Annotated in this window: 19 protein-coding genes; 11 read left to right on the top strand and 8 right to left on the bottom strand. The window is 65.9% G+C overall.

Features of this window, described 5'->3' with window-relative positions; all coding sequences use genetic code 11:
- Positions 1-57 precede the first annotated feature (57 nt).
- The 7 genes from FAZ97_RS08485 (at position 58) to FAZ97_RS08455 (ending at position 5408) form a co-directional block, all read left to right on the top strand.
- Positions 58-1563, top strand: coding sequence for an EAL and HDOD domain-containing protein (locus FAZ97_RS08485; RefSeq protein ID WP_407671752.1), 1506 nt, complete (start codon positions 58-60; stop codon positions 1561-1563).
- Between the two features lie 123 nt (positions 1564-1686).
- Positions 1687-2250, top strand: a complete 564-nt coding sequence (locus FAZ97_RS08480; RefSeq protein ID WP_158758044.1) for a peroxiredoxin — start codon at positions 1687-1689, stop codon at positions 2248-2250.
- A 154-nt stretch (positions 2251-2404) separates the two neighbouring features.
- Positions 2405-2872, top strand: coding sequence for a hypothetical protein (locus FAZ97_RS08475; RefSeq protein ID WP_158758043.1), 468 nt, complete (start codon positions 2405-2407; stop codon positions 2870-2872).
- A 143-nt stretch (positions 2873-3015) separates the two neighbouring features.
- Positions 3016-4254: a methyltransferase domain-containing protein gene (locus FAZ97_RS08470; RefSeq protein ID WP_158758042.1), complete on the top strand. Its 1239-nt coding sequence runs from the start codon at positions 3016-3018 to the stop codon at positions 4252-4254.
- Between the two features lie 60 nt (positions 4255-4314).
- Complete coding sequence (locus FAZ97_RS08465; protein WP_158758041.1) at positions 4315-4524, top strand: hypothetical protein; 210 nt, start codon at positions 4315-4317, stop codon at positions 4522-4524.
- A gap of 30 nt (positions 4525-4554) precedes the next feature.
- Positions 4555-5103, top strand: coding sequence for an outer membrane protein assembly factor BamE domain-containing protein (gene bamE, locus FAZ97_RS08460; RefSeq protein ID WP_407671751.1), 549 nt, complete (start codon positions 4555-4557; stop codon positions 5101-5103).
- A gap of 41 nt (positions 5104-5144) precedes the next feature.
- Entirely contained in the window at positions 5145-5408 is a 264-nt protein-coding gene (locus tag FAZ97_RS08455) for a hypothetical protein (RefSeq protein WP_158758040.1), read from the top strand.
- A gap of 54 nt (positions 5409-5462) precedes the next feature.
- On the opposite strand, the gene FAZ97_RS08450 is transcribed toward FAZ97_RS08455, so the two are convergent.
- From FAZ97_RS08450 to FAZ97_RS08430, 5 genes are all read right to left on the bottom strand, one after another.
- On the bottom strand, positions 5463-8762 hold the full coding sequence (locus FAZ97_RS08450; protein ID WP_158758039.1) for an efflux RND transporter permease subunit: 3300 nt from the start codon (positions 8760-8762) through the stop codon (positions 5463-5465).
- A gap of 4 nt (positions 8763-8766) precedes the next feature.
- On the bottom strand, positions 8767-11889 hold the full coding sequence (locus tag FAZ97_RS08445; protein WP_158758038.1) for an MdtB/MuxB family multidrug efflux RND transporter permease subunit: 3123 nt from the start codon (positions 11887-11889) through the stop codon (positions 8767-8769).
- Between the two features lie 6 nt (positions 11890-11895).
- Positions 11896-13251 carry an MdtA/MuxA family multidrug efflux RND transporter periplasmic adaptor subunit gene (locus tag FAZ97_RS08440; protein WP_158758037.1) on the bottom strand — a complete coding sequence of 452 codons (1356 nt, stop codon included), beginning with the start codon at positions 13249-13251 and terminating at the stop codon, positions 11896-11898.
- A 388-nt stretch (positions 13252-13639) separates the two neighbouring features.
- Positions 13640-14476: an IclR family transcriptional regulator gene (locus tag FAZ97_RS08435; RefSeq protein WP_158758036.1), complete on the bottom strand. Its 837-nt coding sequence runs from the start codon at positions 14474-14476 to the stop codon at positions 13640-13642.
- A 489-nt stretch (positions 14477-14965) separates the two neighbouring features.
- Positions 14966-16513 carry a class I adenylate-forming enzyme family protein gene (locus FAZ97_RS08430; protein ID WP_158758035.1) on the bottom strand — a complete coding sequence of 516 codons (1548 nt, stop codon included), beginning with the start codon at positions 16511-16513 and terminating at the stop codon, positions 14966-14968.
- Positions 16514-16785: 272 nt separating this feature from the next.
- Here FAZ97_RS08430 and FAZ97_RS08425 point away from each other — a divergent pair, with 272 nt between their 5' ends.
- Positions 16786-17703, top strand: coding sequence for a LysR family transcriptional regulator (locus FAZ97_RS08425; protein WP_158758034.1), 918 nt, complete (start codon positions 16786-16788; stop codon positions 17701-17703).
- A gap of 153 nt (positions 17704-17856) precedes the next feature.
- The gene (locus FAZ97_RS08420) at positions 17857-18606 is read left to right on the top strand and encodes an SDR family oxidoreductase (protein ID WP_158758033.1); all 750 of its coding nucleotides are present in this window, start codon (positions 17857-17859) and stop codon (positions 18604-18606) included.
- 92 nt (positions 18607-18698) lie between these two features.
- Here FAZ97_RS08420 and FAZ97_RS08415 read toward each other — a convergent pair whose 3' ends face one another.
- Entirely contained in the window at positions 18699-19901 is a 1203-nt protein-coding gene (locus FAZ97_RS08415; protein WP_158758032.1) for an ammonium transporter, read from the bottom strand.
- Positions 19902-20319: 418 nt separating this feature from the next.
- Between FAZ97_RS08415 and FAZ97_RS08410 the strand changes: the two genes are divergently transcribed.
- Positions 20320-22101, top strand: a complete 1782-nt coding sequence (locus FAZ97_RS08410) for a sensor histidine kinase (protein WP_158758031.1) — start codon at positions 20320-20322, stop codon at positions 22099-22101.
- A 50-nt stretch (positions 22102-22151) separates the two neighbouring features.
- Here the strand turns inward: FAZ97_RS08410 and FAZ97_RS08405 are convergent, their stop codons facing one another.
- Entirely contained in the window at positions 22152-22481 is a 330-nt protein-coding gene (locus tag FAZ97_RS08405) for a hypothetical protein (RefSeq protein WP_158758030.1), read from the bottom strand.
- A gap of 168 nt (positions 22482-22649) precedes the next feature.
- Positions 22650-23231: a DJ-1/PfpI family protein gene (locus tag FAZ97_RS08400; RefSeq protein ID WP_158758029.1), complete on the bottom strand. Its 582-nt coding sequence runs from the start codon at positions 23229-23231 to the stop codon at positions 22650-22652.
- A gap of 59 nt (positions 23232-23290) precedes the next feature.
- On the opposite strand from FAZ97_RS08400, the gene FAZ97_RS08395 reads away from it, so the two are divergent.
- Positions 23291-23836, top strand: coding sequence for a GNAT family N-acetyltransferase (locus tag FAZ97_RS08395; RefSeq protein WP_158758028.1), 546 nt, complete (start codon positions 23291-23293; stop codon positions 23834-23836).
- The last annotated feature ends 2 nt before the right edge of the window (positions 23837-23838 follow it).

Raw genomic sequence — 23838 nt, 5'->3', positions numbered from 1 at the left:
GCGGCTCGGCGCGTCGGCGGCCAATACCGGCTATTCCATCCGTACGAGTCATCCGCCATGTCCGATTCATCGTCAGCGTTTGCCGCGCCGGCAAGCGAGGCTGCGCGAGACGATGCGGACAGGGGCACCCCTGGTTCCGCGCCGTCTATGCCGTCAGCTTCGCAACCCGGCCCTACGCCCGGGTCATCAACCGGTCCGCAGCCTGGTGCAGCGCCCTTGGCGCAGCCGTCTGCGGCGCTGCCCGCTTCCCCACCTGAGCCGCCTGTGCCCCCAGCCCGTGCGCAGGGGCAGACGGCGCCTGGCGCCGGTTCGGGAGCGGTACAGCCGTTCGTCTATCTCGGCCGGCAGCCCATTCTCGATCGCAATGGCGCGCTCAATGCCTACGAGCTGCTGTTTCGCGGTGGCGCGCAGAACCGCGCGGATGTCGACGACGACGCGCTCGCCACGGCCCAGGTGATGACGCGCACGATCGGCCAGCTTGGCGTGCCCGCGGTGCTCGGCCGTCACTACGGCTATGTCAACATCAGCCGCGAACTGCTGTTCGACGACATCGTGCATCTGCTGCCGCCTGGCCGCTTCGTGCTGGAGGTGCTCGAACACGTGCGCTTCGATGCCGCGGTGCTGGAGCGGCTCGCGCAACTGCGCCGCGCGGGCTACCGCATTGCTTTCGACGACGTGAGCGAGATCACGGAGAACCTGCTGCGTGCGTTGCCCTACGCGGACATCGTCAAGGTCGACCTGATGCAGACCGAGCGCGCGGCACTGCCCGAGCTGGTCGCGAGCCTCGCCGCGCACGGCAAGACGCTGATCGCCGAGAAGGTCGAGACGGGCGAGGACTTCGAGCTGGCCTCGTCGCTCGGCTTCGAGCTGTTCCAGGGCTACTTCTTTGCGCGTCCGCAGGTGCTGCGCGCGCCGCGCGTGCGCGCTTCGCGTCTCGCGCTCGTGCGCTTGCTCGCACTCGTGGCGAACGACGTCGGCACGGCCGAACTCGAGCGCGAGCTGCGCAGCCACCCGGGCGTAGTGGTGCAACTATTGCGTCTTGTCAATTCGAGCGCGTATTCGCCCGGGCGGCCAATTTCGTCGCTGCGCGAAGCGGTGCTCGCGGCAGGCACGCGCCAGATCGCGCGCTGGGCGCAACTGCTGCTCTACGCGAGCGGACGCGACTTGCCCTGGGGCTCGGACCCGCTGGTGCAACTCGCCGGTACGCGCTCGCACTTCATGGAGCTTGCCGCGCGCAGCCTGAACCCGCAGGACCCCGAGTTCGCCGATGCCGCCTTCATGACCGGCATCTTCTCGCTCGTGCACGTGCTGGTGGGCTCGACGCCCGAGAACACGCTCGATCGGCTCGGCCTGTCGCGCGAGATCGTCGAGGCCGTGGACGGTCATCGCGGCGAGCTCGGCACGCTGCTGCGCATCGCGACCGCGGCCGAGCGCGGCGATCACGACGGCGCGCAGCGCCTCGCTCGCGAGGCGGGTGGCATGTTCACCGCGCTCACGCCGCCGCTGCTCGGCGAACTGAACCTGTGGGCCGGCGCATGGTTCACGGCTTATGCCGAGGGGTGAAAGCAGGTTGCAAGGTTTGCGCCGGTGCGCGCTGCGAGCGCCGCCATTGTGTGATCCAATGACGGAATCGCTGCGCCGTCATGCGTCTCATTTGCGTGGCGATTCAACTCGAGGACATTCGACATGAAACCGAGGCTCTTTGCGGCGGGAGCCGCGGCGCTCGTGTGCGCCGGGCTTGCGCTCTTTGCGTTGTCAGCACAGGCAACACTGAAGCCGGGCGATCCTGCGCCCGACTTCACGACCCAGGCGTCGCTGGGCGGCAAGACCTACACCTATTCGCTTGCTTCGGAGCTGAAGAAGGGGCCTGTGGTGGTCTACTTCTATCCGGCCGCATTCACGAAAGGCTGCACGATCGAAGCCCACGAATTCGCCGAAGCGGTCGATGAGTACAAGCAGTACGGCGCAACGGTGATCGGCGTGTCGCACGACAACATCGACACGCTCACGAAGTTCTCGGTGAGCGAGTGCCGCAGCAAGTTCCCGGTCGCCGCCGACGAAGATTCGAAGATCATCAAGTCGTATGACGCGTCGATGCCGATGCACGAGTCGATGGCCAATCGCGTTTCGTATGTGATCGCGCCGGACGGCAAGATCATCTACGAATACACGAGCCTCTCGCCGGACCAGCATGTCGCGAACACGTTGCGCGCCGTGAAGGAGTGGGCCGCGCAGCATCCGCAGCAGTAGTCGCCGCAAACCGCAGCAAAAAGCGGGGCCCGCCGCGCGCGTGGGCCTCGCAGCGATCCGTCATGATCGTCCCTCCGCGTTTCGTCCTGGCATGCCGGCATTGGCGCGCCGACACGTCGCCCTCGCATTCCTCCCCGCCGCCTGGAATACCCGCATGCCGATCATCGTTGTCCTGTTTGCCTTCGCCGCGCTCGTCTACGGCGCGTACTGGTCTTTCAACGCCATTGCGGCGCATTTCGGCACGGGCATTGCCGTGGGCGCAGCCGTGCTTGCCGCGGCGCTGTTTGTCGCGCTCATCGCCTGGTGGTGGCGCCGTATGCGCGACATCGCGCCCAATGTGCGCGGCGAAGGCGACTGGACGCACCGCGTGGCGGGAACATGGGGCGAAGCCCGTCTTGCGGCGGGCAAGCGTTTTTGCGAGCTGACGCAGGGCGGCGAGCATGGCGCGTATATCTTCGCCGACCTGCAAGGCGCGCAACCGGTGCGCGATGCCAACGGCTGGCACGTGGCGCTGCGCGTGGTCGACCCGAAGCAGCCGCTGTGGGAACTGCCGATGCCGGGCGAGCGCGAAGCGAAGCGCTGGGCGCGCATTTTCACGCTCGCGATTGCGCAAAAGCTGTGAGATTGCGGACTCGATCCGTCAGGATTTGAGACAAGTCTGATTCCAGTGGCAGAGGGGTGCAAATACCATGACTTTGCGTCATTGGATACTTCGGATTGCTGCCTCGTGGCGTCCCGTCCGGGCGCGCCAAGGAGGCAATCCCGATGCAGAATCTCCCCATTCCCCCTCGTATGTACGAGCGCGCGCGTATCGTCACCGTCCAGCCCGCGGGCTACGCGCACAGCGCCGCGTTCCACGAATTTGCCTTCGGGTTACAGGCCGCGCTTGCGGCGCTCGGCACGCAGGTTGACGCCTCGAATAACGAATTCCTCGCGGGCGATGGCGTCAACTTCGTGTTCGGCGCGCATCTGCTCGCGCCAGGCTCGGTGCTGCCTTCCAACACCGTCATCGTCAACCTCGAACAGATGCGCGCGGGCTGGCCTGCCAGGATCCCGCACTATCTCGAGATGCTGCGGCTTCATCCCGTGCTCGATTATTCGTCCTCGAATGTCGGGCGCATTCGCGAACTCACGGGTAGTGCACATGTGCACATGCTCACGCCCGGCTACGTGCCGCAACTCACCCGCATTGCGGCGGCGGAACAGGACGTCGACGTGCTGTTCTACGGCTCTCTCAACGAGCGCCGGCACAGGATTCTCGAGGCGCTGCGCGCAGTGGGCCTCGTGGTGCAGCATTTGAGGGGCGTCTACGGCGAAGAGCGCGATCGATGGATCGCGCGTAGCAAGATCGTGCTCAACGTTCATTACTATGACGACAAGATTCACGAAGTCGTCCGCACGTCATGGCTGCTTGCCAATCGCAAGGCCGTGGTGAGCGAGTGCGAGCCGGACACCGAAATCGCCGACGATCTGCGCGAAGCCGTCGTCGCGGTTCCCTACGATGACCTCGTGCAAACCTGCGTTGCGCTGGCAAAAGACGACGCACGCCGCCACGCAGTCGAACAGCGCGGCTTCGAGATTTTCTCCCAGCGCGATCAGACCGCGATTCTCGCTGCGCTTCTGCCGAAGCTCTCGCTGCCGGTGCCGCGCCGCATCAACCTTGGCAGCGGCAAGTCTTACGACCCCGAGCGCCTGAATATCGACATCGATCCGAAATGGCAGCCCGACATCCTCGGCGATCTTGCGAATCCGGCAGGCTTGAAGCAGATCTTTTTCAGCCCCAGATATGGGTTGGTCCGCCTCGAAGCAGGGCAGTTCGACGAGATCGAGGCGATCGACGTGCTCGAACACGTGCCGGCGCTCACGCCTTTCATGACGCACTGCCTCGAACTGCTGCGCGAGGGCGGCGCGATGCGCGTGTTCGTTCCCCACGACCTGTCGTATGGCGCGTGGCAGGATCCCACACACGTACGCGCGTTCAACGAGCGCAGCTGGTGGTACTAGACGCAGTGGCACTGGTATCTCGGCTGGACAGAAGCGCGCTTCGACCTGAACAGGCTCGCCATGACGTTCAGCCCGCTCGGCGACGAACTGCGCTCGCGCGGCGTTGCCGACGATGAGATTGTCCGCACGCCGCGCGCGGTGGACGCCATGGAGGCCGTCCTCGTCAAGCGCATGCTCACGGAACCCGAGCGCGAAGCGGCGTTGGCAATGCACCGCGGCGCCCAGCGTGACGCGGCGGCGAACGTTGCAAAGCCTGCGTTGTCCCAATAAATTCCCGGTCGTTTTGAGCAGCAACATTAGATGAATATGTCACGCAAACCCTGGATCGCCGCGGCCTTGATCGCTGTCTGCGCCACGCTGCTCGCGGCGTGCGACCAGCAGAAGGTCGCCGACGCCGTCAACGCGATCAAACCCGATTCGATGGCGTTTGGCGGCCTGCGCATTGGCGTGTCGACCGTCGAAGACGTACGCCAGCAGGCGGGCAAGCCCGAAATGGTCTGGGAAGACGACGACGGCGCGCAGCGCCTGGAGTACCCGCGCGGGCCGAACGGTCTCACCACGTGGATGCTCGACTTCGATGCGAACGGCAAACTCGTGGCGATGACCCAGGCGCTCACGGCGCAGAATATCGCTCAGGTCGTGCCGGGCATGACGCAGGACGAAGTGCGGCGCTTGCTCGGCAAGCCGGCCACGGTAGCAAAATATGCGCTGAGCCACGAAGAAGTATGGAGCTGGCACTGGGCCGAAGGCGGCGTGGCGGGGGACGGCATGTTCAACGCCCATTTTGCGCCGGACGGGCTCGTGATCAGAACGTCACGCTCGGATGCACCGGGCCACGAGCAGCATTGAGGCGGCGAGCGGATGAGCCGCAAGCCGCAGGGAGGAAGCAGATGAAACGTATCGCGTTGCTTTGGAATGTCGTGAAGGGCGATGCACGCGTGCTGTGGCACGCGCTGCGCCAGCCGGAACGCCCGGTGTGGCTCGTGCCCGCCACGGCGCTGCTCGCGCTCTATGCGCTCGACCCGTTCAATATCGCGCTGCCGCTCGCCGGTGTCGTCGACGACGGAATCATCGTTCCGCTCATGCTGCATCTGATCGTGCGTTGCTTGCCGGTGCATTTGCGGCAGTCTCAGCCTCGCAGCGCACGGGCGTAAAAAAAACGGCTGAAGCCACGCTTCAGCCGTTTTCCAGTGCGCTAACGCCAGCGCCTATTCCGCCTGTGCCGCGGGCGTCGCGCGCCCGCGCTTCGCATCCCACCACACGCGCAAGCGGTCCATGTACAGGTAGACCACCGGCGTGGTGTAGAGCGTGAGCATCTGGCTCACGATCAGCCCGCCCACGATCGAGATACCGAGCGGCGCGCGCAACTCCGCGCCTTCGCCGCGCCCGAACGCAAGCGGCAGCGCACCCAACAGCGCCGCGCAGGTCGTCATCATGATCGGCCGGAAGCGCAACAGACACGCCTGGCGAATCGCATCGTGCGAACTCAGACCCTGGCGCGAAGCCTCGATCGCGAAGTCCACCATCATGATGGCGTTCTTCTTCACGATGCCGATCAGCAGAATCACGCCGATCAGCGCGATGATGCTGAACTCCGTCTTGAAGAGCAGCAGCGCGAGCAGGGCGCCCACGCCCGCCGAGGGCAGGGTGGAGAGAATCGTGAGCGGGTGGATGTAGCTCTCGTACAGAATGCCCAGCACGATATACACGGCCGCCAGCGCCGCGAGAATCAGCAGCGGCTGGTTGTCGAGCGACTGCTGGAACGCCTGCGCCGTGCCCTGGAAGCTGCCGTGAATCGTCGCGGGCATGCCGATCGCGCCCATCGTGTCGTAGATCGCCGCGGTCGCGTCGGAGAGCGACTTGCCGGGCGGCAGGTTGAACGAGATCGTCGAGGCCACGAACTGGCTCTGGTGATTCACCGACAGCGGTGTCGTGCCTGGGCCGAACGAGGCGATCGACGACAGCGGCACCATGGTTTCCTTCGAGGTCGACACGGCCGCGCCCGACGAGGCACTCGACTTGCCGCTCGCGGCGAGCGAGTTGGTCGCGAGGTTGCGCGCGGAGTCGGCGGCAATGGTCGCGGCGCTCGACGCCGTGGTGGCCGATGTGCCGCCCGTCGAAGCCGTGGTCGGGCCGGTGACCGTGCCCGCCGTCGCATTCGTGCTCTGCGCGCCGCTTGCCGTGCCGCCCGAGGTGCTCACCCAGATCTCGTTGAGCATGGTCGGGCTCTGCCAGTACTGCGGCGCGACTTCCATCACCACGTGGTACTGGTTGAGCGGGTTGTAGATCGTCGAGACCTGGCGCTGGCCGAACGCGTCGTAAAGCGTGTTGTCGATTTGCGAGGGCGTGATGTTCAGCCGCGCGGCGCTGGCGCGGTCGATGTTGATCATCGACTCGAGGCCGCCTTGCTGCTGGTCCGAATTCACGTCGGCGAGTTCGGGGCGCGCCTGCAGCGCCTCGGTGAGCTTCGGCCCCCACTTGTAGAGGTCAGCGGTGTTGTCGGCGAGCAGCGTGAACTGGTACTGCGCGTTCGACTGCCGGCCGCCCACGCGAATATCCTGCACCGCCTGCAGGAAGGTGCGCGCGCCCGCCACGTTCGAGAGCGGTCCGCGCAACTGGGCGATGACTTCATCGGCGGAAAGCTTGCGCTCGCTCTTGGGCTTGAGCGAGACGAACATGAAGCCCGAATTGGTCGCGCGGCCGCCCGAGAAGCCCGCGACGGAGTCCACCGCCGGGTTCGCCTGCACGATGCGCATCATTTCGGCGAACTTCACTTTCATCGCCTGGAACGAGGTGGCCTGGTCGGCCTGGATGCCGCCGATCAGGCGCCCCGTGTCCTGCTGCGGGAAGAAGCCCTTGGGCACGACCACGTAGAGCGCGACGTTAAGCAGGATGGTCGCGATGAGCGTGAGCAGGATCACGAACGGATGCGCGAGCGCCCAGCCGAGCGTGCGCTCGTAGCCGCCCTGCATGCGCAGGAAGCCGCGTTCGAGCCACTGCGCGAAGCGGCCTTCTTCCTTCTTCTCGTGCGCTTCTTCGAGCAGGCGCGAGCACATCATCGGCGTGAGCGTGAGCGAGACGGCCAGCGACACCGCAATCGCGAGCGAAAGCGTGAGCGCGAATTCGCGGAACAGGCGCCCGACAATGCCGCCCATCAGCAGAATCGGCAGGAACACGGCGACGAGCGACACGCTGATCGAGAGCACCGTGAAGCCCACCTCGCGCGCGCCGAGGAGCGCCGCCTTCATGCGCGGCACGCCGTTCTCGATATGCCGCGAGATGTTTTCGAGCACGACGATGGCGTCGTCCACGACGAAGCCCGTCGCGATGGTGAGCGCCATGAGCGAGAGGTTGTCGAGCGAGAAGCCCATCAGGTACATGGCCGCGAAGGTGCCGATGATCGAGATGGGCACGGCCACGCTCGGAATCAGCGTCGCGCGCCAGTTGCGCAGGAACAGGAACACCACCATCACGACGAGCGCCACGGCGATGATGAGCGTGTGCTCGGTGTCCTTGAGCGAGGAGCGGATCGTGACGGAGCGGTCGGACGTCGGGATCACTTCGACGTCGGCGGGCAGCGAGGCTTTCAACTGCGGCAGCATCGCGATCACGCGGTCCACGGTCTCGATGATGTTCGCGCCCGGCTGGCGGTAGAGGATCACGAGCACCGAGCGCTTGCCGTTGGCAAGACCGATGTTGCGCAGGTCTTCCACCGAGTCGACCACTTCGCCCACGTCCGAGAGCTTCACGCCCGCGCCGTTGCGGTAGGCGATCACGAGGTCCTTGTACTGGCTCGCCTTGCTCGCCTGGTCGTTGGTGTAGAGCTGGAAGCGCTGCGGGCCGAACTCGATATCGCCCTTCGGACTGTTCGCGTTGGCCGAGGCGAGCGCCGCGCGCACGTCTTCGAGGCCGATGCCGTAGTGAAAGAGCGCGTGCGGCTCCAGCTCCACGCGCACAGCCGGATTCGCCGAGCCGCTCACGTCGACTTCGCCCACGCCATCCACCTGCGAGAGCGATTGCTGCAGCACCGTGGCGGCCGAGTCGTAGAGCTGGCCCGCGGTGAGCGTGGGCGAGGTGAGCGCAAGAATCAGGATCGGCGCGTCGGCGGGGTTGACCTTGTGATAGGTCGGGTTCTGCCGCAGGCTCGTGGGCAGGTCGGCGCGAGCGGCGTTGATCGCCGCCTGCACGTCGCGCGCGGCGCCGTCGATGTCGCGGTTCAGGCCGAACTGCAGCGTGATGCGCGTGCTGCCCACCGAGCTTTGCGAGGTCATCTCCGTGACGTCGGCGATCGAGCCCAGGTGCCGCTCCAGCGGACTCGCCACGCTGGTCGCCACCGTTTCGGGGCTCGCGCCCGGCAAGGTGGCCTGCACGGAGATGGTGGGAAAGTCCACCTGCGGCAAGGGCGCGACCGGCAGCTTCGTGAACGCGAAGACGCCGGCGAGCGCGATGCCGAGTGCGAGCAGCGTGGTCGCGACGGGGCGGGAGATGAACGGGCGCGAGAGATTCATCGCGTCAGTTCTCCGTCGAAGACGAGGGCGCGGCGGGCGACCCGCCGCCGAAGCGCTGGCGCAGACGCTGCGCGATCCGGTCGAACGCCAGATAAATCACGGGCGTCGTGAAGAGCGTGAGCGCCTGGCTCACGATCAGGCCGCCCGCAATCGCGATGCCGAGCGGCCGGCGCAGTTCGCTGCCCGCGCCGCTGCCGAGGATCAGCGGCACGGCGCCGAGCAGGGCAGCCATCGTCGTCATCATGATCGGCCGGAAGCGCAGCAGACACGCCTGGTAGATCGCCTCGCGCGGCGGCTTGCCTTCGTGGCGCTCGGCTTCGAGCGCGAAGTCGATCATCATGATGGCGTTCTTCTTCACGATGCCGATCAACAGCACGATGCCGATGATGCCGATGATGTCGAGGTCGTGCCCGGTCAGGATCAGCGCGAGCAGCGCACCGATCCCGGCCGACGGCAGGGTCGAGAGAATCGTGATCGGATGCACGAAGCTCTCGTAGAGCACGCCGAGCACGATGTACATCGTGACGATGGCCGCGAGGATCAGGAACAGCTCGTTGGACAGCGACGCCTGGAACGCGAGCGCCGCGCCCTGGAAGCGCGTCTGGAACGAGCCCGGCAGGCCGATGTCCTTTTCCGCCTGCTGGATCGCATTGACCGCCGCGCCGAGCGAGGAGCCCGGCGCCAGGTTGAACGAGACCGTCGTGGCTGGGAACTGCGAGAGATGCGTGACGAGCAGCGGCGAGGGCCGCTCGTGGAACTTCGCGATGGCCGAGAGCGGCACCTGACCGGTGGTGGAGGTCGAGGAGGGCAGGTAGATCGAGTTCAGCGCGTCGGTGTAGTGCTGCATTACCGGGTCCGCTTCGAGAATCACGCGGTACTGGTTCGACTGCGTGAAGATCGTCGAGATGATGCGCTGGCCGTAAGCGTCGTAGAGCGCGTTGTCCACGGTAGCTGGCGTGATGCCGTAGCGCGCGGCGCTCGCGCGGTCGATCTCGATGAACACGGAGCTGCCCTGGTCCTGCAGGTCGGTCGCCACATCGGCGAGTTCGGGCAGTTGCTGCAAACGCTGCACGAGCTTCGGCACCCAGGTCGTGAAGTCCTGGATGTTCGGCGTGGTGAGCATGAACTGATACTGCGTCGGGCTCACCGTCGAGTCGATCGTGAGGTCCTGCACCGGCTGCATGTAGAGCGTCGCGCCCGGCACATGGGCCACGCTCTTTTGCAGGTCGCGGATGATCTCGCTCGCCGTTTCGCTGCGGTCGTCGCGCGGCTTCAGGTTGATGAGCATGCGCCCGCTGTTGAGCGTGATGTTGGTGCCATCCACGCCGATGAACGAGGTCAGGCTCTCGACGTTTTCGTTCTTGAGGATCTCCGCCGCGAGCGCCTGCTGGCGCTCCGCCATCGACGCGTAGGACACCGATTGCGGCATCTGCGTGATGGCCTGGATCACGCCCGTGTCCTGCACGGGGAAGAAGCCCTTGGGCACGACCACATACAGAATGCCGGTGAGCACGAGCGTGATGAGGAACACGATCATCGTGAGCCGCTGGCGCGCGAGCACCCATTCGAGCGCCACGCCATAGCGGCCGATCACATAGTCGAAGAACGCATGCACGCGCGCCTCGAAGCGATGGCTTTCGGGCGGCGGCGTGTGGCGCAGCATCTTCGCGCACATCATCGGCACGAGCGTGAGCGAGACCACGGCCGAGATCACGATCGTCACCGCGAGCGTGATGGCGAACTCGTGGAAGAGGCGGCCCACGACGTCGCCCATGAAGAGCAGCGGGATCAGCACGGCGATGAGCGACACCGTCAGCGAGATGATGGTGAAGCCGATCTGCTTAGAGCCTTTTAGCGCCGCTTCGAGCGGTGTTTCGCCATCCTCGACGTAGCGCGCGATGTTCTCGATCATGACGATGGCGTCGTCCACGACGAAGCCGGTCGCGATGGTGAGCGCCATGAGCGAGAGGTTGTCGAGCGAGAAGCCGCACAGGTACATGACCGCGAGCGTGCCGATGAGCGAGAGCGGCACGGACAAGCTCGGAATGATCGTGGCGTAGATGTTCGCGAGGAACAGGTACATCACGAGCACGACGAGCACGACCGACATCAGCAGTTCGAACTGCACGTCGCGCACCGAGGCGCGGATCGTGGTCGTGCGGTCGGTGACGATCTGCACGTCGAGCGAGGAGGGGAGTGATTCCTGCAACTGCGGCAGGAGCGCCTTGATGCTGTCCACCACCTGGATCACGTTCGCGCCCGGCTGGCGCTGCACGTTCAGGATGATCGCGGGTGTGCCGTCCGCCCAGGCGCCGAGCTTGGTGTTCTCCGCGCCCTGCACGATGTTCGCGACGTCCGTGAGCATGACGGGGCGGCCGTTGCGGTAGGCGATCACCGCGTCCTTGTAGGCGTCGGCGTCGGTCAGCTGGTCGTTCGCGTTGATCGTGTACGCGCGCGTGGGGCCGTCGAAGTTGCCCTTCGGCGTGTTGACGTTCAGGTTCGAAATGCTCGTGCGCAGGTCGTCGAGGTTCAGGCCGTAGGCCGCGAGCGCGCGCGGGTTCGCCTGGATGCGCACCGCGGGGCGCTGGCCGCCCGACAGGCTCACGAGGCCCACGCCCGCCACCTGCGAGATTTTCTGTGCGAGGCGCGTGTCGGCGAGATCCTGGATCTGCGTGAGCGGCAGCGTTTTCGAGGTGATCGCGAGCGTGAGGATCGGCGCGTCGGCGGGGTTGACCTTGGCGTAGATCGGCGGCGCGGGCAGGTCCGAGGGCAGCAGGTTGCCGGCCGCGTTGATGGCGGCCTGCACTTCCTGCTCGGCCACGTCGAGCGGCAGGTCGAGGCTGAACTGCAGCGTGATGACCGAGGAGCCCGCCGAGCTTTGCGACGACATCTGGTTCAGCGACGGCATCTGCCCGAACTGGCGCTCGAGCGGCGCCGTCACCGAGGACGTCATCACGTCCGGGCTCGCGCCCGGGTAGAAGGTCTGCACCTGGATAGTCGGGTAATCGACTTCGGGCAGCGCGGAAAGCGGCAGAAAGCGCAGCGCGACAAGGCCGACCAGCATGATCGCCGCCATGAGCAGCGCCGTGCCGACCGGCCGCAGGATAAAAGCGCGGGATGGATTCATGCTGGCTTACTGGGCTTGCGTCTGCGAGGCGTGGCGGTGGCCATGACGCGCGCCCGAGGCCGCGCCGGCCCACGATGCGCCTTTCGCGCCCGATGCGCCCTTCGCATGCTGCGGGTGCTCGGCGGGAATCGTGATCTTCGCGCCTTCGCGCAAGCGATCGGAGCCATCGGTCACCACGCGCTCGCCCACGGCGAGGCCCGAGGCGATGCTGGTGCGTTCGGCGTCGACCGGGCCGACTTTCACGAGCCGTACGGTCACCGTGTTGTCGGGCTTCGCGACATAGACGTATTGCCCCTGCGAGCCGTTGAGCACAGCCGAAGTGGGCACGATCACGGCGTTGTGGAGCGTATCGACGAGCAGGCGCGCATTGACGAACTGGTTCGGGAAGAGCATCTGCTCGTGGTTCACGAAGCTCGCGCGCAGCTTGACGGTGCCCGTGGTCGTGTCGATCTGGTTGTCGATGGTCTGGAGCGACCCGGCTTCCAGCATCGTGGTGTTGCTGCGGTCGTAGGCCGTGACCGGCATTTTCGTGCCCGCGCGCAACGGCTTCATGATGGACGGCAGGTTGTCCTCCGACGTCGTGAAGATCACGCTGATCGGCTCGAGCTGCGTGAGCACGACGATGCCGTTGGTGTCGCTGGGCGTCACGTAGTTGCCCGGGTCGACCTGGCGCAGGCCCACGCGGCCCGACACCGGCGCGACGATCCGCGCGTAGGTGAGGTCGAGCTTGTAGGTATCGACGTTGGCCTGATCGGACTTGACGGTACCCTCGTACTGCTTGACGAGCGATGCCTGTGTGTCGACCTGCTGGCTCGCGATCGAGTCCTGGGAGAGCAACGTCTGGTAGCGCTTGAGGTCGAGGCGCGCGGTGGCGAGCAGCGCCTGGTCGCGAGCGAGCTGGCCTTCGGCGTTGGCGAGCGAGATCTGGTAGGGCCGCGGGTCGATCTGGGCGAGCACGTCGCCCTTCTTCACCATCTGGCCTTCCTGGAAGTACACGTCCTGAAGCGTGCCGGTTAGTTGTGTGCGCACCGTGATGTCGGCAAGCGGCGTGACCGTGCCGAGCGCGGTGATGACGATGGGCATGTCGCCAGCCTGGGCGCTGGCCACGCTGACCGGCTGCGGCATGTTGGCCATGGCGCCCGGGCCGCCGTGACGCATGCGCGCGCCGGCAGCCGGCGATGCATCGCCGCCCGAGAGCGCCTTGTTCCACGGTTGCCAGCGTGCGAGCACGATGCCGGCGATCACGATGACCACACCCAACGCGATGAACTTGCCCTTGCCGCGCCTCGCGGCGACCGGAGCGGGGGACTGCGGCGTCGTGTCTTTACGGGAGGAATCCGGGCGCTTTTCTTGTTGATCCATCGGTCAGGTCGGTAACGGGTTCTCGAAGGCTCTGGGCTGAGCGGATGATGTTGTGGTGCCGGCCGCGAGGTGCGCGCAAAAGCGCATACACGAAAGCGCACGCGGGCGGGGTAGCGGACGGGCTCCGATGCTACGCACGTCGTGCGCAAGCAGGATGTCAGGGCTGGCCCCGCTCTGGCACGAACGCCGCGCCGTGCGATCACGCGGATGGGCGGCTTCGCTGGCGGCTGGCTGGCGAAGCGCACGCAGGGCGGCACGGCACGCCCTCGCAGCCAAAAAGCATGATGCTACGTTGCCCGCTTCGTTACAGTCCAGTGCAGTTTCTTTCGAGACGTTACGAGCGTTACATGCATCGTAGGCTTTTTGTAAGTAGAGGGCGTTCGCGCTGTCAGGTCGGAAGGGGCAGGCGCAGGGCGCCGCCAATCTCGTCCACGATGCGTTCGACGCATTCGCGCATCAGCGGCACGACGTGGGCGACGAGCCACTCGCGCGGACACTGCTGCGCGGCGCCGCCGCAGTTGATGGCGTAGATCTCGCCGTTGGGACCGGCGAACGCCGTGGCAACGGCGTTGAGCCCTTCGTACCACTCGCCGGCCGCGAGCCCGTAGCCATGCACGGCGGTCTCGGCGAGCGCGGCGTCGAGCCGGCTGCCGAAAACGCCCCAGTCGTTGCCGGCCGAGGTTTGCAGCGCCGCGGTGAGTTCGGCGCGCGCATGCGGATCGAGCGCCGCGAGGTAGGCGCGCCCGACAGCGGTGCGGCTCATGTCGATGCGCGAGCCGACCTCGAGGCGCGTGACGAGCACGGCGGTGCGCGGGCGGATCGCGTCGATCACCACCATGTCGAGACGGTCGCGCACGGTGAGGTGCACCGAAAGCGCGGTGCGCTCGGCAAGCCGCGTGAGAAAAGGCCGTGCGCGGCTGCGGATGTCGGCGTTGCGCAAAAAGCCGTTGGACAACTCCAGCACCGACGACGTGAGAACAAAGCGTTCGCTGTCGGGCAGCCGCGCGAGAAAGCCCGTGCTCACGAGCGTGCCGGTGAGCCGCGAAAGCGTGGGTTTGGGGATGCCGGTCAGCTCGGTCAGTTCGCGGTTGCTGAGCGGCGCGTCGGCGGCGGCGACGCAGCGCAGCACGGCGAGACCGCGCGCGAGCGCGGTGACTTCGTCAGCGCCACCGTCTTTGTCGCGCGGGGTGTCGTCGGGATTGCGCGATTCGGATGCGAAAGTCATTTGGGCGGGACAATTTTCCGAAACGGAATTTCAGATTTCAGTTTTCACGTGTGGCGTCAAAAAGCCGACGCGGCTCGCAGTGCGATACGCCGGTTTGCGTTCAATCAACATCGCATTCCCTAAATTAGGGCGCAAAATTTCAGACGATTGTAATGGATGCCAGATGCCCGGTGATTGGCGCATATTGGCGAGATTTTGCTTGACTTAGTCAGCATGTAGGTAAAAAATGGAACCCGATTTCGGCAATACGCCATGAACCCGCAAAAACTGCGGGTTTTAATGTGCATCGCGATATGCAATTCGCATAATTGCGCATCGTTTCGCGATGGCACGGCTAAGCCGAATACCGTCTCTCAGGTTCTAGCACGGCCCTCGGAATGGCTAGAACTTTTCAAGGCGCCACGTGCAAACGTGGCGCTTTTTTTTCCGCCCTGGTGTCTTCCGCGGCCCGCCCCAGCCCTCGGCTGCAAGCGGGCGATCCGCCGCCGATCAAGCGACCTCGCCACTAAAGCGCTCGCGCAACTCGCGCTTGAGCACCTTGCCGATCGGGCTGCGCGGTAGCGTGTCGACAATGACGACGTCGGCGAGCCGTTGCATTTTTCCCAATTGCTCGTTGGCCCAGGCGGCGAGCTGGCCGGCGTCCAGTGTCGAGCCCGGTTGGAGCGTGACGAACGCCACCGGCGTTTCGCCCCAGCGCTGCGACGGCACACCGACCACCGCGGCCTCAAAGACTTCGGGGTGCCGCGCGAGCACCTGTTCCAGATCGCTCGGGTAGATGTTGAATCCGCCCGAGATGATCATGTCCTTCTTGCGATCCATCAGCGTGAGGAAGCCGTGTTCGTCGAAGCGGCCAACATCCCCGGTTCGAATGAAGCGCCGGCCATCGCTGTCGTACCACTCGGCTTGCGCCGTCTTTTCGGGTTGCCGATAGTAGCCGGTCATCATGGCTGGCGAGCGTCCGACGATTTCGCCCGCTTCTCCGGCGGCGACCTCGCGCCCGTCGGCATCGATCAGGCGCATTTCATGGCCGTTCAGCGGGCGGCCAACCGTGTGCAGCTTGTCGGGAAATTCGTCCGCGCAAAGCTCGCATGACGCGCCGCCTTCGGTCATTCCATAGAACTCGGTGAGCTTGCCCGGCCACCTGCGCAGGGCGTCCGCCTTGAGGCCGGCCGCGAACGGCGCACTCGTGCAGAACTTCGCGCGGAAACGGGACAGGTCGTAGCGATCGAAGTCGGGATGGCCGAGGATGCGCTGGTATTGCACGGGCACCAGCATGGTGTGCGTGACATGCTCGCGCTGGGCAAGCTCCAGATATTGCCGCGCGTCGAATTTGGGCATGAGCACGACCGTTCCGCCGAGCGCCAGCGTCGGGAAGAAGCTCACTAGCGTGGTGTTCGAATAGAGCGGGGTCGCAATCAGGGTGATGGCGTCCGGGCCGTAGCCGCGCTCGACGCTTCGCTGCGTGTAGGCGTAGCGCATGGCGTGCGACTGGACGATCCCCTTGGGCGCGCCCGTCGTGCCGGAGGAGTAGATGATATTGAACGCCCACTCCGGCTGGATCTCCACAGGTGCGGGGGCGGCCCCCACGGGCGCGAGCCACGCATCGTACTGCCCGGCCGCGCCGATCTTGACGATGCGCAGCGCGGGCGGCAACGCGACATTCGACAGCAATTGGCAAACGGCGTCGTCGGCGAAGAGAATTTGCGCGCGCGAATTGTCCAGCATGGCGACGAGGCTGTCCGGATGCGTGGAGGGCGACAGCGGCGCGACCGCCAGTCCCGCTCTGAGTGCGCCGAAGAATACTGTGGCGTACTGAATGGAACTCGCGGCGCAAATGGCAATGACGTCTTCGGGTGACAGTTCGTCACGCTGCAGCGCGGCGGCGCAACGGTCGATCAGCGCTTCGAGTGCGGCGAACGTGACCGTTTCAGCATCGCAGACGATTGCCGTGCGCGCGCCGTGTTCCGCCGCTCGCTGGCGAATCATGGCAGTCAAGTCGACGAACGGTGAATCGGGTGACGGGGACTTCACGGACATGGCCTCATACCTCACTGAAAAGATGACTTCGCGATGGAGTGATCCGGTTCTCTTGCGTACGCGTTTCCCTTCGAATTGACGCGGCCACACTCGATAGTTTATGAACGTGCGTTCGATTTTCTGTCGGGTAAAGATGTCGAACAATGGCAAATTTTCTGAACAGACCGTCAAAGTACCTTTGACAGTCTGTCCGCAAGTCTGCGTCACGCGACCGGACTCCCGCCCCGTTTCTGCCGTACCATCGCCTGATCACCCGTTCGATGGAGCCGCACATGCTCTCCGAAGAGGAACTGGCGTTGCTCGACGCCATCCGCGAAACCGGCAGCCTGTCGCGTGCGGCTGCCCGTTTGAACAAGGCGCCTTCCACGATTTCGCATGCCGCGCGCCAACTCGAAGCGCGCTTCGATGCGTTGCTCTTCGACCGCCGGCGCTACCGGCTACAGCTTACGCCGGCCGGCCATCTGCTGGCCAAGGAGGCGAGCCGGCTGATGCAGGACGTCGCACGCATGACGCAGCGCGTGCGGCAGGTCGCGAACGGCTGGGAAGACCGCTTGTGGATCGTCACCGACGAGATTCTCGAATTCGAATTGTTGATGCCGGTGGTCCGCGACTTCGACGCGCTGCAGTCCGGCGTCAAACTGCGCTTCACGCACGAAGTGCTCTCCGGCACCTGGGAGGCTCTGCGCGACGGTCGCGCCGATCTCGTCGTCGGCGCGACCAACGAGCCGCCGGCTATCGACGGCCTGCACTGGTTCGAACTGGGCGTGATGGAGTGGGTGTTTGCGGTGGCGCCGCGCCACCGGCTCGCGCGCGAGAAGGCGCCGCTCACCCGCGAACGCATGCTGGCCGAGCGCGGCGTGGCGGTCGGCGATTCGGCGCGGCTCACGCCGGGTCGCGGCTACGGGCTGCTCGGCGCGCAAGAAGTGCTGGCGGTGCCGACGATGCGCGCCAAGATCCTCGCTCAGCGCGAGGGCCTGGGCGTGGGCTGGGTGCCGAGGCAGCGCGCGGCGAAGCTGATCGAGCGGGGCGAGCTGATCGAGAAGGCCACGGCGAACCCGCGCGAGCCGAACGTGCTGTACGTGGCGTGGCGCGGCGAACACGTGGGGCGCGCACTGCAATGGTGGATCGACCGGCTGCGCGAGCCGCGTCTTGCGAAGCGTCTCGTGGAGGGCATTGCGGTCACGGGTTGAAGCCGGCTGTCTGCACGCCCGGCTGCACGTCTGGCGCAAACGTTCGATGGCTTCGAACGTTTGCGCCAGGACTGTCGTACGGCAGGCGGCGCGCCGGCCGGCAATATGACATCACAGTCTCAGATCGAGACTCCCCCCCTCAAGGAGAACGTCATGAACCGCTTTGCCAACAAAACTGTCCTCGTCACCGGCGGAACCAGCGGCATCGGCCTCGCTGCAGCACTGGCCTATGCCGCCGAAGGTGCGCACGTCATCGTCACCGGCCGCGATGAAGCCGGGCTCGAAGCCGCGCGCGTCGCGCTCGGCGCGAACGCCCATGCCTGGCGCAACGACGCGGCCTCGCTCACCGGCGCGCGCGAACTGGCCGCCGCCGTGCGCGATGCGGGCCTGCGCCTCGACGCGGTGTTCATCAATGCGGGCGTGGCGAAGCTTGCGCCGTTCGAGCAAGTGGACGAAGCGCTTTGGGATGTGACCTTCGACACCAATGTGAAGGGCGCGTACTTCCAGATTCAGGCGCTCTTGCCGGTGCTCAACGACGGAGCGGCCATCGTGCTCAACGGCTCGATCAACGCACATATCGGCATGCCGACTTCGTCGGTGTATGCGGCGAGCAAGGCCGCGCTGATTTCGTTCGCGAAGACGCTCTCGGCCGAACTGCTGCCGCGCGGCATTCGCGTGAACGTGGTGAGCCCCGGGCCCGTGAAGACGCCGCTCTACAACAAGTTCGGCATGGACGCGGCCGCGCTCGCGGCGGCTGAGGAATCGATCCGCGCGCTGGTGCCGCTCAAGCGCTTCGCGACCGTGGAGGAGATTGCCTCGACCGTGCTGCATCTGAGCGCCGCCGAATCGGCCTTCATGATCGGCACCGAAGTGATCGTCGCCGGTGGGATGGGACAGCTTTGATGATCGCTTGCTGAACGCGTCTGGCGCGTGCGGGCGGCAGGGTGCCGCCCGCAGCGACGTCAGCGACGTGTCAGCGACGTACTGCGCTGCGCTCAGGAAACCGTTTCGCGTTCCGGCGTGGCCGTGATCTTGTGGATCGACAGGTCGGTGCCGTTGAACTCCTCTTCGCGGTCGATGCGCAGCCCCACGAACTTGCGCAGCGCGCCGTACACGACGAGGCCGCCGAGGAAGGCGATCACGATGCCGGCAATCGTGCCGACGATCTGCGCGCCGAGCGAGACGCCGCCGAGTCCGCCCAGCCAGCGCTGGCCGAAAATACCCGCGGCGATGCCGCCCCAGGCGCCGCACAGGCCGTGCAGCGGCCACACGCCGAGCACGTCGTCGATGCGCCAGCGGTTCTGCACGCAGGTGAACATATAGACGAACAGCGCGCCTGCCACCGCGCCCGTCACGAGCGCGCCGAGCGGATGCATGATGTCCGAGCCCGCGCACACGGCCACGAGCCCCGCGAGCGGCCCGTTGTACGTGAAGCCCGGATCGTTGCGGCCCGCGAACCAGGCGGCGAGCGTGCCGCCCACCATCGCCATGAGCGAATTGACGGCGACGAGCCCGCTGATCTTGTCGATGGTCTGCGCGCTCATCACGTTAAAGCCGAACCAGCCCACCGCGAGCACCCATGCGCCGAGCGCGAGAAACGGAATGTTCGAGGGCGGGTGCGCGGCGATGCGGCCGTCGCGCGTATAGCGGCCGTGGCGCGGCCCGAGCAGCAAGACGGCCGGCAGCGCGATCCAGCCGCCAAACGCGTGGACGACCACGGAGCCCGCGAAGTCATGGAACGGCACGCCGAAAACGTGCGTCATCGCATCTTCGAAACCGAGGCGGTTGTTCCACACCATCCCTTCGAAAAACGGGTAGATGAAACCGACGATCACGAAGGTCGCGAACAGTTGCGGATTGAACTTCGAGCGCTCCGCAATGCCCCCGGACACGATGGCCGGAATCGCGGCCGCGAAGGTGAGCAGGAAGAAGAAGCGCACGAGCGCGTAGCCGTTGTGCTCGGCGAGCACGTCGGCGTGCGAGAAGAACTGCACGCCGTAGGCGAGCGTATAGCCAATGAAGAAGTAGGCGATGGTCGAAATCGAAAAGTCGACGAGGATCTTCACGAGTGCATTGACCTGGTTCTTCTTGCGCACGGTGCCGAGTTCGAGAAACGCGAACCCTGCGTGCATGGCGAGCACCATGGCGGCGCCTAGCAGCAGAAATAGCGTGTCGGTGCCGGTCTTGAGATTGTCCATCTGGCGTACCCAGTTTGCCCAAAATGGGCGCATACACAGCAAGATGCGGGCCAGCTTCAGCGCCAAACTGGTGAATTCGCTGCCGGAACAGGCGTCAAGCCGGTGCGGCCTTGCACCGATGCGGGAAAAACGGGCATGCCGGGTTCTGAAGTCGGGCGCGGGTATCTGGGGCGCGTGCACCACGTCCCGGCACAATGTCAGGGCTTGCGCGCAAAGGTGGGGAAAGTGCGCGCCAGAATAGGGCGATTCATTCGATTTTCCTTTCTTTATCAATGGATTGTCGGCTTATCGAAATCATCTTGAGTTTTCGCGGCGCGGCAAACTTCAGCGCACATGGGACGCACATAGGGCGCAAACGTCGACATAATGGCCGGATTGCCACCCCTCGCACGTCCGGTCGCCCGGTACCCGCCACGCAATGCGCCTCACGACCAAAGGGCTTCTGCTGATCGCGATTCCCGCCGTATTCGAACTGAGCTTGCTGTCGGCCATCGTGAAGGCCGAAGCCGACGCCGCGGCCGCGGAGCGCTGGGGCCAGCATAGCCAGGCCGTGTTGGCGCAGGCCTCGCGCGTGCTCGAACCGGTGCTGGTCGAATCCGTGAAGCTGCGCGGTGCAGTGGCGGCCAACGACACGAGTTACATCACCCCCGTTTCGATGTGGATGGACGTGGACCGCCGCATCGACCGGCTCGTCGATCTCGTTTCCGACAATCCCACCCAGGTCGAGCGCGCCGTGCAGATTCGCCACGCCGTGCAGAACTATCGCCAATGGTCGGACCGCGTGCAGGACCTCCTGCGCTCGGGCCGCCGCGCCGACCTCGCCGAGCGCTTTCGCGCGCTCATGGCCGCCGACGTGCTCGACCGCGTGCGCACGCAGATCGTCTCGTTCCAGACCGAGGAGCGCCGCCTCGACGTAGTGCGGGTTTCCGCCGCCGAAGCGGCGCGCGCCCAGCAGCAGACGCTCGTGCTGACGGCGGTGCTCGGCTCGATCGTACTTGTCGCGCTTGCCGTCTGGGTTTTTACGCGCGGGGTGCGCGGGCGGCTCGATGCGCTTTCCGACAACGCGAACCGGCTGGCCGCGAACGAACCGCTCGCGCCGCTCACGGCGGGCAACGACGAAATCGCCGAGCTTGACCTCACGCTGCACCAGATCAGCCAGCGCCTGATCGAAGCCGAGCGGCTGCGCCTCGGCTTTCAGGCCGACCTCGCGCGGCGCGCGGACCAGCTGGCGCGCATCAACGAAAACCTGCGCCAGCAGACTCAGGAAAACGAGATGTTCATCCACGGCGTGTCGCACGATCTGCGCGCGCCGCTCGTGAACCTGCAGGGTTTCTCGCGCGAACTCAATCATGCGTGCGACGACCTGCGCAAGCGCATCGCGAAGTCTTCGCTTGCACCTGAGGCGCGCGCGCGCATCGAGCGGACCATCGACGAGGACGTCGGCGAGGCGTTGCGCTATCTGCAAACGGCCGTGCTGCGCGCATCGCACATCATCGACGCGTTGCTGCGGCTCGCGCGCGTGGGACGCGTGGAGTATCGGCGACAGCGTGTGAGCGTGCAGGAGCTGGTTCAGCGCGTGGTCGACGCGATGCATGCCTCGATCCGTGCACGCGGCGCGCAGGTCAGCGTGCAGACGCTGCCCGACGTGTGGGGCGACCCGACGGCGCTCGAGCAGGTGTTTGCCAACCTGATCGGCAATGCGCTCAACTATCTCGATCCGGCGCGCGACGGGCGCGTCGAGATCGGCACCGCTCACGCGCCGCCGGGCGTCGAGTCACTGCAGATTTTCTATGTGCGCGACAACGGACTCGGTATTCCCGAGGTGGGCTTGCCGAGGCTCTTTCAGGCGTTCCAGCGCATGCATGGCAATGTTGCGCCGGGCGAAGGCATCGGGCTCGCGCTCGTGCGGCGCGTCGTGGAGCGGCACGGGGGGCGCGTATGGGTGGAGTCGACAGAAGGCGAGGGCACGACGTTCTATCTGTCGCTGCCCGACGCGCTTGCCGTCGCGCCGCCTTTGCCCGGCGACGCGGAGCAGATCATCAGCGCCCTCGAACGTGCGGAGCGTCCGGAAGGGGCGCTCGGAGGCATTGGAGGCTATGGCGGGAGCGATAACGCAGGCGGCGCGAACACGAAAGGCGGCGTTCGTAGCGAATTGCGCACGGCACCCGGAGCGGCGTTGCGACCACCCGCAGGCGCTTAGGCTCTGAGAGGCGCTGCTTTCACGGTCAGGCAAGCGCGCCCGTTATGCGTTCAGCACGCGCCGAAGATGCGCCGCGGCTTGAGCAGACGGCTCGCGCGAAACGACCAGATGGCGCCCACGCCCGCGAGCGCCAGCGCGGCGGCCAGCATCGTGTGAGGACTCGTGACGATGCCGAACGGTACGCTGAGCGGCAAGACGAAGCTGCGGTCGACCATGAGCAGCGCGGCCCACAGTGCGAACGCGCCCTGCAGGAGCAGACGCGTGCCGTGCAGATGGCGCGCCCGGTCGGTCAAGCTGCCTTTGCGGCCGCCGCGCTTGCAAAAAAAGAGGATCGCCGCCAGGGCGATCGCGAGTATCACTAGCCAGTCTGTCAGATCCACGACGCGCACTCCGTACTCCAGAATAACTGGCGGCTATTCTGGCCAGCGGCGCGGTGCGGTGAAATCAGACCAGTCCGAATTGGTGGCCCGCGGGTGGCCGGAGGGCGGCCGGCGCGCGCCGCGCCTCATGCAAGACCGGCGCGACGCGCGGAGCGGATCAGCGCGCGCTCACGGCTCGATGCGCGTACCGAGGAGCGCCAGGAACTGGCGCAACCATTCGGGATGGGCGGGCCACGCCGGCGCGGTCACGAAGGGGGCGTCCGTCACGGCGCTGTCGATGGCGATCTCGGCGTACTCGCCGCCCGCGAGCCGCACCTCGGGCGCGCAGGCAGGATACGCCGAAATGCGCTTGCCGCGGATCACTTCGGCCGCGGCGAGCAGCTGGGCCGCATGGCAGATCGCCGCGATCGGCTTGTTCGCGTGGGCGAAGTGACGCACCATCTCGATGACCTTCGGGTTCAGGCGCAGGTATTCGGGCGCACGTCCCCCGGCGATGGCGAGCGCGTCGTAGCTGGCGGCGTCGATTTCGTCGAAGGTTGCGTTGAGCGCGAACTGGTGCCCCGGCTTTTCGGTATAGGTCTGGTCACCCTCGAAATCGTGGATCGCGGTCTTGATGCGCTCACCGGCTTTCTTGCCGGGGCACACGGCGTCGACGCGGTGTCCGACGGCCTGCAGCGCCTGGAACGGCACCATCGTTTCGTAGTCTTCGGCAAAATCGCCGGTGAGGAACAGGATCTTCTTGACGGCCATCGTTTGTCTCCAGAGGTGGACGGTGGAACAGATCGTGCGCGAGGGCAGTCTACTCCATCATGTTTGACGATTTCGCAAAGCCTGGCGTCGCGGGCGAGGCGCGGCATCCTCTGCCATCCATCGACTGGCGGCGCTATGTGCCGGGCCGCGACGCGCCGGCGCTCGCCACATTGTTTCGCGCGTCCGTGACCACGCTTGCGGCCACGCGCTACGACGCGGCGCAGCGCGCGGCGTGGGCCGCGACGGCGGATGATCTTGCGGACTTCGACGCGCGCCTCGCGCGCGGCGTGACACTCGTCGCGGAGTGTGACGGCGCGGCTGTTGCGTTCGGGCAGCTCTTTCCGTTCGATCACGTCGAGATGCTTTACGTCGCGCCGGCATGGTCGCGCCGCGGGCTCGCGACGGCGTTGCTGGCGCGGCTCGAAGCGCTCGCGCGCGAGGCGCGTTCGACGGTATTGAGCGCCGATGCGAGCGCCGTGTCGCGGCCTGTTTTCGAGCGCGCGGGCTTTTCGTTGATTTCGTCAGAATGGGTGTGGCGCGACGGCGTATCATTGCCGCGTTTTCATCTATGCAAGCCGCTTCGTGCGGCGAATTTTTCAGGATGACC

This window comes from Paraburkholderia acidiphila (assembly GCF_009789655.1).
Taxonomy (GTDB): domain Bacteria; phylum Pseudomonadota; class Gammaproteobacteria; order Burkholderiales; family Burkholderiaceae; genus Paraburkholderia; species Paraburkholderia acidiphila.
The sequence above is the reverse complement of the archived record's forward strand: the minus strand, read 5'-3'. Positions and strand labels throughout refer to the sequence as shown.